Below are 12,443 nucleotides of genomic sequence, written 5' to 3'. Positions count from 1 at the left end.
TAATAAGCGCAAATTCATGCAGGAGTAATATGTTGGACAGTCACTTTTACGTAAATCATCTGGCAAGTTAACGCACGCTATTCCTGCGCTGCTTGCCGAACCGGTGGGCAGCAATCTCCCCTTGTGACGATTGTCATCCCAATAATGTTACAACACGCGCATTGTCGCGAGGTAATCGTCATGTTCATGTTTAAACACGCTTTATTTCCTCCGCCGTTAACACGACGCTAATTGCCTCAGGGCAGAAATTTGTCGTGTGCTAAATATAGCACGTACTTATTCTTCCAGAAAAAATGGAGGAACGTATGTTAATGTTTCCTTATATTTTAAATTTACTGGCCGCTATGCTGTTGGGCGCGCTGATTGGCGCGGAAAGACAATGGCGTCAACGTATGGCGGGATTACGCACTAATGCGCTGGTGGCGACAGGCGCCGCCGTTTTTATTCTGAGCTCCATGACGACATCGCCAGACAGCCCCGGGCGAATTGCGGCGCAGATTGTCTCTGGGATTGGCTTTCTGGGGGCGGGCGTCATCATGCGCGAAGGGATGAATGTGCGCGGGCTGAACACTGCGGCAACGCTATGGTGTTCGGCGGGCATCGGCGTGTTATGCGGCTTAGGGCAGTTCAAAAATGCGCTGGCGGCGACGATCATTATTCTTTGCGCCAATATTTTATTGCGTGAAGCGGCGCAGCGTATAAATCAACTCCCAATATCCGCTGAGGGAGAAAAACGTTATATCCTGAAAGTAACCTGTAATAAAGAAGATGAGAGCGCGGTTCGTCAGTGGTTACTGAATATCGTAAAAGAGGCCGCGATCTGTTTACAAGGGTTAGGTTCGGTCCCCGCTCAGGAACAGGGCTATAAAGAAATTCGTGCCGAGCTCGTGGGTCATGCTGATTATCGTAAAACGCGAGAGCTGATTATATCCAGAATAGGTGATAACGATAATATCACCGCAATTCACTGGAGCATTGATAGTCAATAATAGTTTTTTATTCAATTGCAACATTACGCCAGGCGTATAAGGAGGGAATGATGGATATTCCCGAGTCGATAAAATAAAACCCACTCAAAATAATGAGTAAGCAATAACCTTTTTTATGCATAGATAATTCTCCCGGGGCATTCACCTTCAAATCGTGAGTTTGCTATTCCCTGGGCGTGATATGCAGGAAACACTACACCTTAATTTTGGGGATTCATCATGACTGACATGAACATTGAAAACCGGAAACTCAATCGCCCGGCGTCAGAAAATGATAAGCAGCATAAAAAAGTATTTCCGATCGAAGCGGAAGCTTTTCATAGCCCGGAGGAGACACTGGCGCGGCTGAACAGCCATCGTCAGGGCCTCACGATAGAAGAGGCCAGCGAACGGTTGAAAGTGTATGGGCGCAATGAAGTGGCGCATGAGCAAGTTCCTCCGGCGCTGATTCAGCTTCTGCAGGCATTCAATAACCCGTTTATTTACGTTCTGATGGCATTGGCAGGGGTTAGTTTCATCACGGATTACTGGCTCCCGTTACGCCGTGGCGAAGAGACCGATCTCACTGGCGTGCTGATTATTCTGACGATGGTCAGTTTGAGCGGGTTATTGCGTTTCTGGCAGGAGTTTCGCACTAACAGAGCAGCACAGGCGCTGAAAAAGATGGTTCGCACCACCGCCACGGTGTTGCGTCGTGGGCCGGGCAATATAGGCGCGGTGCAGGAAGAGATTCCCATTGAAGAACTGGTGCCGGGCGATGTGGTTTTTCTGGCCGCAGGCGATCTGGTGCCCGCCGACGTTCGACTGCTGGCGTCGCGCGATCTCTTTATCAGTCAGTCAATTCTTAGTGGTGAATCATTACCCGTAGAAAAATACGATGTTATGGCTGATGTGGCAGGTAAAGACAGCGAGCAATTGCCTGATAAAGATAAAAGCCTGCTAGATTTGGGCAATATCTGTCTGATGGGAACCAATGTAACCAGCGGCAGAGCGCAAGCGGTCGTGGTCGCGACGGGAAGCCGTACCTGGTTCGGCTCGCTGGCGAAATCCATTGTGGGTACGCGTACCCAGACGGCTTTCGATCGCGGAGTCAACAGCGTGAGCTGGCTGTTGATACGCTTTATGCTGATCATGGTGCCGGTTGTCCTGCTGATCAATGGTTTCAGTAAGGGAGACTGGGTAGAGGCTTCGCTGTTCGCGCTGGCAGTTGCGGTGGGGTTGACGCCGGAAATGTTGCCCATGATTGTCAGTTCCAACCTGGCAAAAGGCGCGATTGCGATGTCGCGGCGCAAAGTGATCGTCAAACGCCTGAACGCTATTCAAAACTTCGGCGCGATGGATGTGCTGTGTACAGATAAAACCGGCACCTTAACCCAGGACAATATTTTTCTGGAGCATCATCTGGATGTGAGCGGTGTAAAAAGCGGCCGGGTATTGATGCTGGCCTGGCTGAATAGTAGCAGCCAGAGCGGCGCCCGGAATGTGATGGATCGCGCCATACTGCGTTTTGGCGAGGGTCGAATCGCACCATCGACAAAAGCGCGCTTCATTAAACGCGATGAACTGCCATTCGACTTTGTACGTCGCCGGGTATCGGTCCTGGTGGAGGATGCGCAGCATGGAGACAGATGCCTGATCTGCAAAGGCGCCGTTGAAGAGATGATGATGGTAGCCACCCATCTTCGCGAAGGCGATCGTGTGGTGGCGCTGACGGAAACACGCCGCGAGCTGCTGCTGGCGAAAACCGAAGATTACAATGCTCAGGGATTCCGTGTATTGCTGATAGCGACACGTAAGCTGGATGGTTCCGGGAACAATCCGACATTAAGTGTGGAGGATGAGACCGAACTTACCATCGAAGGGATGCTCACTTTTCTCGATCCGCCGAAAGAGAGCGCCGGAAAAGCTATTGCCGCGTTGCGGGATAACGGCGTGGCGGTCAAAGTCCTCACCGGCGATAATCCGGTCGTGACGGCGCGTATCTGTCTGGAAGTGGGTATTGATACGCACGATATCCTGACCGGAACCCAGGTTGAGGCGATGTCGGATGCCGAACTGGCGTCTGAAGTGGAGAAACGCGCAGTATTCGCCCGGCTGACGCCGTTACAAAAAACGCGTATTTTGCAAGCGCTACAGAAAAATGGTCATACCGTTGGTTTTCTTGGAGATGGGATCAACGACGCGCCCGCGCTTCGTGATGCGGATGTGGGAATTTCCGTCGATAGCGCCGCCGATATTGCTAAAGAGTCATCAGATATTATTCTGCTGGAAAAAGATCTCATGGTGCTTGAGGAAGGCGTTATCAAAGGGCGGGAAACCTTTGGCAATATCATTAAATATCTGAATATGACCGCCAGCTCTAATTTCGGCAATGTTTTTTCGGTACTGGTAGCCAGCGCGTTTATTCCGTTTCTGCCGATGCTGGCGATTCATCTGTTGATCCAGAATTTGATGTACGATATTTCGCAGTTGTCGTTGCCGTGGGACAAAATGGATAAAGAGTTCCTGCGTAAGCCGCGGAAATGGGACGCGAAAAATATTGGCCGTTTTATGCTATGGATTGGCCCAACGTCTTCTATTTTCGATATCACAACCTTTGCGTTGATGTGGTACGTCTTTGCAGCTAATAACGTAGAGGCGCAGGCGCTCTTTCAGTCCGGCTGGTTTATTGAGGGTCTGCTCTCGCAGACACTGGTCGTGCATATGCTAAGGACGCAGAAAATACCGTTTATCCAAAGTCGGGCGACGTTGCCGGTATTATTGACGACCGGCTTGATTATGGCGATAGGCATTTATATTCCATTCTCACCTCTGGGCGCGATGGTTGGACTGGAGCCGCTGCCACTGAGCTACTTCCCGTGGTTGGTGGCGACACTATTGAGCTACTGTCTGGTGGCGCAAGGCATGAAGCGCTTTTATATCAAACGCTTTGGCCAGTGGTTTTAATGATGTTTGAGGATCGCCCAGATGAATCGCTCACCCGATAAAATCATCGCGCTGATATTTTTACTGATTAGCCTGTTGGTGTTGTGTTTAGCCCTCTGGCAAATCGTTTTCTAACGAGGTGACGCCATGCAAAAAAGAGGGTTGGACAAAATTTTTTATCAGGTTGTCCTGATAGCAATCATCCTGATTTTACTGACTATCTGGATACGATAAGCTGCTGTTGGCGAGCCCCGCTTAAAATAAGAATCGATGTAGTTGTTCTTTTTATGGCGGGGCGCTATTTTCATGGTATCCCACATCAGAAGGGCAATATCATGAACAATCGTCGTGGTTTAACCGCCGTCCTGGCGACGTTGATTACGTTTTCCCTGAGCGCTACGCCTGTGCTGGCGAATCCGGGAAATGGCAATGGCGGCGGACATAGTAATAACGCGGCTAATCAAGGTAATAACGGTAACGGGCATAAAGGAAATGCCGGGCAAAGAACGGAACACCGTAAAAATGGCGGTAAACCGGATCACGTCGAGTCGGACATTAGCTACGCTGTCGCCAGGCAACTGGCAGTAAATTTAGGGCTGACGGGTTATCAGTCTTTACCACCGGGGATTGCGAAAAATCTGGCGAGAGGAAAACCGCTGCCGCCGGGAATCGCTAAAAAAACGGTGCCGGCGTCTATGCTGGGACAATTACCTTATTATCCGGGCTATGAGTGGAAAATCGTTGGGGATAATCTGGTGCTGATCGCGCTCAGTACCGCGGTGGTCACGGCGATTATTAATGGCGTATTTGATTAAGAGCCTATCCCACCAGGCGTTATTGGCGCAGCCAGTTTGGACACGGACAGCGCGCAAAAACCGGAGCGTACACGTAGTACGTGAGGTTTGACTTGCTACGCTCGCCCTTCGGGCCGCCGCAAGCGGCGTTCAAAACGCTAACGCGTTTTGGCGAGCACTGCCCAGGTCCAAAATGGCAAGTAAAATAGCCCCATTAAATGGGGCTATTTAGCCGCTTCAGGGCGTTATTTATGCGCGTTGAGAATCCAGCAGTTCATTATTTTTTACTACTTCCTGCGCTTTGGTATAACTTTCAATCAGTAGCTGATAGGCCGGGAATATTTTGGTATATACATCCGCCCATTCTGCGGCATCTTCCCTATTCCAGGTACGTTGCAGCTCAGAGGCTACCGCCGCGGTATCCATTGGTACTACGCCCGCCTGCACCACGCGGGCCATCGTAATTTCCTGCGCCATTTTACTGTACGTGCCGGAGGCATCAATTACCGCAAATACCTTGTACCCTTCCGCGACGGCGCTGATGGCTGGAAAAGCCATGCAGACACTGGTAATAGTACCGGCGATGATCAGCGTTTTACGGCCTGTCGCTTTTACCGCTTGTACAAAATCGGCATTATCCCAGGCATTAATTTCCCCTTTACGCGCGACATATTGCGCGTGGGGTGCATTCGCATGGATTTCCGGAATCAGCGGACCATTCGGTCCCTGTGGTACGGATGCGGTAGTAATGACCGGCATATTGCATAAGGTAGCAATCTTAGCCAGCGCCGCGGCGCGCGCGCGTAATTCCGGCATCGGCATGTCGCCGACGGTCTGAAACAGGCCACTTTGGTGGTCAATCAGCAGCATTACTGCGTCGTTAGCATCAATGGCAGGGCGTTGACCGTTAAAATTCGCGGGTGTAGACATAATTCATTCCTTGTTGTTGCCTTTCACTGATAATCACTATCAGTGTTAAAGTCATTAATCGCCGGGGCGATTTCCGTTTTTAAGCTGATGACAGTAATCCGTTGCCGATTCTGGATTACCCTGTTGAGTTCTTTCTGAAGGAATATTCATCGGCATCACCTTCAGTCGATTTACTTTCACGCGAATCTGTTACCACAACAATATTCATATTATGAATAAATGTTTCTATTTTACATGTCAGAGAGGATTATTGATTGAAAAAACAGACTATGTCCCTACAAATTGTTTCTGATGGATAGTTTTAAACTTATTTAGTATAAATTTGAAATAGGTGAGTTAAGGATTAACTTATTTACATTTAAATAATATAAAGCGTAGCTTAAATATTAAGTGGGAAGCGTGCTGCTATTAAGTATGGCTACTGTAACTCTTAATAAATTGAAAAACTATCCCTACATGACGAGTGCTGCTTTTTCGGATATTACAAGCCATTATAGAAAACACGTTCAATAAAACCCTGTCTTTCATATGATATAGATTGTCAGGATATATTTTCTCATGATTTATATATGAGATATTAAAGCGTAGTGGCACAGTAAATTTGGCCACTTGATTAAAGGTGATATTCTCACCTCAACACAAAACAGGAGACTTAACGAACAAGAAAACCAAACATACTTTCACCCCTGAGTCTGCTATAATGAGAAGCGCAGTGTCTACGCTTACCTGTTAATGTCTTATGCCTCTCGCTCTTCTATATGATCGGTATGTGCAGGGGACAATCCATGTCCTGCTACGCAGCCACAGCATCAGACTATACTCAGTGGTGTCTATTAACCCTCTCCAACTACGTTATGTTTTGGCATGGTAACAATGCGATGTTATGGATAATTAACGATAATATTGAATTTAATCCAGAAATGAATCGCCTGGCGTCATTATCGAGGCCAGATCTCAACATTATTCTGACAACGCCCGCCAGCCGCTGCTTGCGCCTTCTGCTGGAAAACGCCCCCTCCGTCGTCTCACAACAAACATTCTTTCAAAAAGTGTGGGAAGAAGACGGCATGGTGGTGTCGGCAAATACGCTTTATCAGAATATCTCCATTATTCGCCGCGGATTACGTACCGTTGGCGAAAATGAAGATACGCTGATAATCACGGTTCCGCGTAGAGGCTTTCAGATTGAGCCTGGCGTGAGCCTCATGACCATCCGCAAAGACTTCGCTCAGACAATAGAAAAAAAGGGTGAGACGCCGCCGCGTACGTCAGGGCGTTGGTTTAAACATTATGTACCTGTACTTTGGATGACCGGGACATTTGCTGTCGGTATTTTGCTTGGCACCATAAGCTGGCAAACCGTTCCTGATAAGGATTTTTATGATCGCTACACGCTGGTTGAAACAACTCAGGGCTGTCATTTTTTCTCGCGGAATGAAGATATCGAAAGCGGCAGCCGCTTTGCAAGCTATAAGTCAATGATTCTAAAAACCGGTATGGATTGTCAGAAATACCCATGGGTCTATTTCCCTTCCAGCAGTCGCACCCCAGCGGTTACGGCATTGATTTGTCAGCAACCTTATAAAACGCGCGGTGATACAGGCTGCGTGACGCTTTTTTTCCGCGGGGTGACACATGGGTAAAAAGGCACTGATGTTAGCCTGCCTGACGTTACTGTTTCTGGGAGTAGGGCTTGGACATCTTTTTCATTTGTATACGGAAAAGAACCGGGATCCAGAGAAATGTACGGCGCCTGTGATTGTGTTTTATAACAACACTCAGGCTAACCTGACGCTGGACTTTATGTATTCGCTGAAAAAACGCACTGGGGTGGTTTCCATCAGCGGAACGTATTACGTCGATAATAAAATGAGCGGCGTGATCCGCCGTGATGTTTCCTATGTATGGAGTGAAAATAAAGACAGCACCCATTTTATATCGACGGATATCAACAAAGTCACGCGTGACGAAACACTGTCCGATGCGGTTATCGAGACGGTTTTACCCGATTTTTATGTCTATCCAGGGAAAAGCATCAGTTACACCATCCTGACTCAGGGCCATCGTGGCTTTATGTTCACCATCGGGAAACGCCCGATATTTTTCTGTACACATTAAGCGGTTTTGGAAGCCGTTCATGAAACATATCAGCCAAATGAAAGCGCTTCCGGGTAAAAGCCGCTGAAGATCAGCGGCTCTGTTGTTACCTGAATCAAAAACTGTATTTAACCCCCAGTAGGCCTTGGGTATTACTATAGCCCTGGTCACCTACCTGCTGCGCCACGTTACCCCATACGTTCAGGCGCGGGGTAATTTGCCCTTCAATACCCACTTTCAGTTCACCAATATTTTTTGTACCACGCATATCGCTGCTGACATCGTCCATCTTCACGCTGGCAGGCTGCGTATTATGGATCCAGTTCGCCTCCACGAACGGCTGGAACTCTCGAGATTTATCGTCATCAATAGCATTGTGGCCGTTAATATAGGCTTTTACGCCCATGCGGGTTAGCAGATTACCGGCGGTATCATCCTTGACGAGGGTACCATTGGCTTCGCGATGGTCGTCAGCCTGCACGCCCATCCATACCACCTGCGCTTTGGGCTGCAACCAGTAGCTTTGATGCGCGCTTTCACCTAACCTGAAGCTGTAACCGGCTTCAACCGAGGCGGTAATTCCTTTGGATTTATATTTCTCAGCGGCCTGATCCTGACCCATGACCTTGTTATCAAACCAGTTGTACAGCATCCAGGTATCCACATAAGCCCCAGACCGATCGATATTGTTAGCATACCAGGTGCCGTAAAGGCCGACGCTGTAACCGGTGACTTGACCACGGGAATGATAGTCACTCACGGACGACTGCGTGCGGTTCTGGCTGTTGGCATAACCTGCCATTGCACCAATATGCCAACGGTCAAGACCGTCAGTGCTCCACTGTGCCAGATCGCCTCCCAGTTGTAACACATAGCTGTTGATGCGGGTTTTTAGCTGCCCGCTGCCATCGTTGAAGCGAGTATGGGCGCCGACGTTACGCATCCACAGGCTGGTGACCTTCTTCTCACCCGTCAGCATGTCGGTGTACTGGGTTTCACCCAGACGGTCATGGAGACGCGTCATGAACAGCGTATTTGCCGCATAGTTGTTGGCAAGGTAGCTACCCACTTCCGGACGGAACTGATGTTCTGTTATCGGCGGTGTGTCAGATTGCCCTATGTCAGGAATTGTCGGATCAGGGATGACCGGGTCTACTGGATCAGGGTCCACCGGATCGGGAATAACAGGGTCAGGGATAACCGGGTCTACTGGATCAGGGTCCACCGGATCGGGAACGACAGGGTCAGGGATAACAGGGTCTACTGGATCAGGAATAATCGGTTCGTCCGGCTCAATGTAGCTGGTCAGATACCAGTTTTTACCTTTCTGCACCACGTTGTAGTCATAGGCTCCGGCAACAATACGGCTTGCTTTTTCGAAAGTACCGTTGGAATTGCCAGCAACGTTAACAATTTCAATACCTTCAATGGTTTGCGCCCCGGCTCCTCCAATATTATTTACTGCAACAAATGTGTTGCCTGAAGTATTGCCGAGAACCTGCAGCCTGTCCGTTTCGGAATCATCATCGTTGAGCACAGTATTAAAGACCAGCTTACCGCCGTTGCCTACATAATCTTCATTGATGGTGAGCGTTTGCCATGGCTCGCCATCTTCATGGCTGAAGTTAATGGTTGCGCCACTATTCAGCGTCAGGTCAGTGAGCGTTGAGCTGCTGGTCATATTCCAGGTCGCATCGCTCATTTGTACAGAGATAACGCCTGTGCCCGCCGTAGCGCTGGTGATGTATGACGCCCCGTCCCATCGCGAGTTGTCCGTCATATTGAGCTTAATCGTACTGTTCTGCTGCGGTAGCGTACTGGTAGCAGCGGTGGCGCCAGCAGCACGAATATCACCGTCGATGACGAAACGTCCTCCTGAAGAACCGTCAACAATGCCGCCAGTTTCCGTGCTGATAGCGTAACTTTCGCTACTGTTATCGCCCGCCATAGTAATAGCCGCACCGCCTGCCAGATTAATGGCGCCTCGGGAGAGGGCGTATAAACCGGCAGGAGCCTTACTATAGGATGCGGCCTTACTGGCGCTGTTAACGCTAATAGTGGCATTCTCTCCCAAATTAACGGTAGCGTTAGTTGCATATACCGCGTGTGCGCTGGCACCGTTCACCGTAATAGTAGCGTTGTTGCCAAGCTCGGTTCTGGAGGAGGATGCTGCGTAAATCCCCGTTGAGGATGCGCCGGAGGTTTCGATGGTTGCATCGTCACCCAGACGAATCAAAGAACCGCTTTGTCCGGTACGCAGCCCCTCCGAACTGTCGCCGGTAGTAACAATATGCGCACGATTGCCGACGACAATCGTATTTTTGGCACGTGACGCATCCCGCATGGCGTTGGCTGTAATGCCACGTCCCTGGCTACCGGTCGTTTTGATATACAGATCGTCGCCGACGTAAATATTGGCCGATCCGGTCCAACCCTGGCCCAGTGAGTTATATCCGGCGTTAATACCGTCACCATCCTGACCATCCACGTAGATGCGGGTACGGTCACCGGTAATAATAAATACCGGGTTATCCGGAGTATTCGCGCCGTGAGTACGGATGCCATCGACGTCTCTACCATTATTCGCGGCATTCGCCGACTGCGTCCGAATGGTCAGGTCGTTGCCAAAAATCACGCCCGGACTTCCCGTCCCGCTGTTCTGAATAACCGTGACAGTGTGTTCAAACGCCTCCGCGCCCGGCCCATTAAGCGTGAGGCCATTGCCATAAACCGGGATGGTGCCGGTGTTCCACTGATAAACGTAGTTGGGCATGGTCCCGACTTTGGTGAAACCGGTACTGGCCTGAGCGGGAATAATAGCCTGTAATTCCGGCGGCAACTGACTGACCAGCCCACTGGATGGCAGACTATCAACGTCAACCCAGGCCGCCTGGGAGGGAAATACCATAGAGGCTAATGCTGCTGATACCGCTATGGCGATGAATGAGTAATTTTGGGGAGTTGGCATTCTGCCTCCTGCATTATGGCGTAAAGCGTCTTCCACATCGCAATAATATGGAAATAATAAAAATGGAAACGGATCTATAAAATATTTGATATTATTTTGTGAATGCTATGCCCTAGCTTATTTTCAAGCCGCAGCTTATGCACATAAAGTTTCTTAATATCAATATTGTCAATATTTACAATCTGCTGAATACTTATTCCTGATACAAAGCGCTTCAGTAATATAAATTCCGTATAGTTAAGCGTTCGTCCACGTTTACTGTTGGCGAGCCGACCGGTAAACAAGCGGTGCATCTTTTGCTGTTGCACAATATCATCGTCATCGGAATAAATAATTCCTTGTATTTTATTGCTTTTCAAAATCCAGTAATTGGCCAGCGGAGTTAAACTTCTGTCAGAAATCAGGACAATATGCATGCCACTGTCTGCCAGACTGTCAGCCCATTGCAAATCGGTAAATCGTCGAAGATTCGGGAAAGAAAAATCAACAAAGATAAAACCGCTGGATAAATGATTGTGTCTATCAAGCAATAACTTTTCAATAAACCCTTTTTTCAGGAAAGCATTACCATCTGGCCAGATGGAAAATGCCGCATTATGACAGTATTGCACCCGTACTGCGCTGTCAGGAAATAATTGACAGGATAAATCGCAACTAATGCAATGGACAATTTGTGAAGGCTTTCTCATCATCCTGAACGACTCCTGTCGATGTTTCTATTAATATTTCATTGGTAAATAAATGTGTCAATCCAGATAATATAAAGTACTACGACTGTCAAAAGTCGCGAAATATTGTCAGTGTCATAAACTCCTGGAAAGCACTAAAATACAGCTTTAAAAAACCATGACAGATCCGACAGTCGTAATACATCATTTCGGATTTGTATTTCACGCATTGAGATTTTTATACAGTATCTCCAATATCATAAAAAATCTTAAAACAGCACTATTTGCTAAATCATGAGAGTGATAAATAACGGTTCTCAATACCATCTGTCTGCTGCCTTTGTCACTATCGGGGTGATGTGATGAAATATAAAAGTAATTCCTGTAAACCTGTAATGAATTCTTATTATTAAAAGCTAATTTAAGATTTTTTCTTTTATTGCATTGTTATTCAATGACTTAATGGTGACATTTGTGCTCTCATCAACTTCTTATATACAAATTTAAGACTATTTTATAGAGACGCATGTAAACTTTAAGAGGGTGTAATGCTAATGCCATGAGAAAATTTTGTAACTTAACGCCGGGAGTCATACCTTGCCAATAAGTTGATCTGACTTAATTCTGATCGTGACAGTCTGAGCAACCGACAGACTTATCGGTCGAAGCAACTTCAGCTTCTGGCTACTTTTTTCAATTGCTCATTTGATGAAAACTCTTTCCCGGAGCACATTAGTGAGAAACAGGATGTGGTCAAACCTAATGTCCATAGATGTCGTCAGTCACTTCACAAATATCCGCCTCCTGGCAGATATCTTTAACCGTTCGTCCGGCTTCGACCAACTTAATTACGGCGATGTTCTGATGCTCAGTGAGACGGGCTTTACGCATAGAGATTCCTTCGTCAGCAGATCGATGACGTGATCTCTAAATGTGAATAGCACGATTATGTGGAGTAATATGAGCACATGGTATAAGAATGTATACGGATATTTTACTGCTGAAATATAATAATGGGAGGGGTTATGAATAAACAGGACGTATGGGAGAGAAAGGGTATAAAGATAAAATG

The 12,443-nt window shown here is 47.9% G+C and carries 10 protein-coding genes and 1 pseudogene; 7 read left to right on the top strand and 4 right to left on the bottom strand.

The features are described 5' to 3' along the window. Nucleotides 1-293: 293 nt before the first annotated feature. From HV477_RS18605 to cigR, 5 genes are all read left to right on the top strand, one after another. The gene (locus HV477_RS18605) at nucleotides 294-989 is read left to right on the top strand and encodes an MgtC family protein (protein ID WP_000392694.1); all 696 of its coding nucleotides are present in this window, start codon (nucleotides 294-296) and stop codon (nucleotides 987-989) included. Nucleotides 990-1,208: 219 nt separating this feature from the next. Then, nucleotides 1,209-3,935, top strand: a complete 2,727-nt coding sequence (gene mgtA, locus HV477_RS18600; protein ID WP_000131285.1) for a magnesium-translocating P-type ATPase — start codon at nucleotides 1,209-1,211, stop codon at nucleotides 3,933-3,935. A 21-nt stretch (nucleotides 3,936-3,956) separates the two neighbouring features. Next, entirely contained in the window at nucleotides 3,957-4,049 is a 93-nt protein-coding gene (gene mgtR, locus HV477_RS18595; protein WP_001082117.1) for a protein MgtR, read from the top strand. 12 nt (nucleotides 4,050-4,061) lie between these two features. Beyond that, a complete protein-coding gene (gene mgtU, locus HV477_RS28490; RefSeq protein ID WP_252515021.1) occupies nucleotides 4,062-4,148 on the top strand; it encodes a magnesium transporter protection protein MgtU in 87 nt (28 codons plus the stop codon). 101 nt (nucleotides 4,149-4,249) lie between these two features. Next, the gene (gene cigR / locus HV477_RS18590) at nucleotides 4,250-4,729 is read left to right on the top strand and encodes an anti-virulence regulatory inner membrane protein CigR (RefSeq protein WP_001065327.1); all 480 of its coding nucleotides are present in this window, start codon (nucleotides 4,250-4,252) and stop codon (nucleotides 4,727-4,729) included. A gap of 228 nt (nucleotides 4,730-4,957) precedes the next feature. Here the strand turns inward: cigR and HV477_RS18585 are convergent, their stop codons facing one another. Next, nucleotides 4,958-5,638: an isochorismatase family protein gene (locus HV477_RS18585; protein WP_000106461.1), complete on the bottom strand. Its 681-nt coding sequence runs from the start codon at nucleotides 5,636-5,638 to the stop codon at nucleotides 4,958-4,960. Nucleotides 5,639-6,423: 785 nt separating this feature from the next. Between HV477_RS18585 and HV477_RS18575 the strand changes: the two genes are divergently transcribed. Further along, nucleotides 6,424-7,281 (top strand): transcriptional regulator, encoded by an 858-nt coding sequence (locus tag HV477_RS18575; RefSeq protein ID WP_001278066.1) that lies wholly within the window; start codon nucleotides 6,424-6,426, stop codon nucleotides 7,279-7,281. Nucleotides 7,282-7,291: 10 nt separating this feature from the next. Continuing rightward, nucleotides 7,292-7,756: a hypothetical protein gene (locus HV477_RS18570; protein ID WP_001521985.1), complete on the top strand. Its 465-nt coding sequence runs from the start codon at nucleotides 7,292-7,294 to the stop codon at nucleotides 7,754-7,756. A gap of 94 nt (nucleotides 7,757-7,850) precedes the next feature. On the opposite strand, the gene misL is transcribed toward HV477_RS18570, so the two are convergent. The 3 genes and pseudogenes from misL to HV477_RS28235 form a co-directional block, all read right to left on the bottom strand. Continuing rightward, nucleotides 7,851-10,703 carry an intestinal colonization autotransporter adhesin MisL gene (gene misL, locus HV477_RS18565; protein WP_079898904.1) on the bottom strand — a complete coding sequence of 951 codons (2,853 nt, stop codon included), beginning with the start codon at nucleotides 10,701-10,703 and terminating at the stop codon, nucleotides 7,851-7,853. A 74-nt stretch (nucleotides 10,704-10,777) separates the two neighbouring features. Next, entirely contained in the window at nucleotides 10,778-11,395 is a 618-nt protein-coding gene (locus tag HV477_RS18560; RefSeq protein WP_000984806.1) for a helix-turn-helix transcriptional regulator, read from the bottom strand. Nucleotides 11,396-12,151: 756 nt separating this feature from the next. Then, a pseudogene (locus HV477_RS28235) lies at nucleotides 12,152-12,262 on the bottom strand (transposase); the annotation flags it as partial. Nucleotides 12,263-12,443 lie beyond the last annotated feature (181 nt).

Source organism: Salmonella sp. SG203, assembly GCF_013350575.1.
Lineage (GTDB): Bacteria > Pseudomonadota > Gammaproteobacteria > Enterobacterales > Enterobacteriaceae > Salmonella > Salmonella enterica.
The sequence above is the reverse complement of the archived record's forward strand: the minus strand, read 5'-3'. Positions and strand labels throughout refer to the sequence as shown.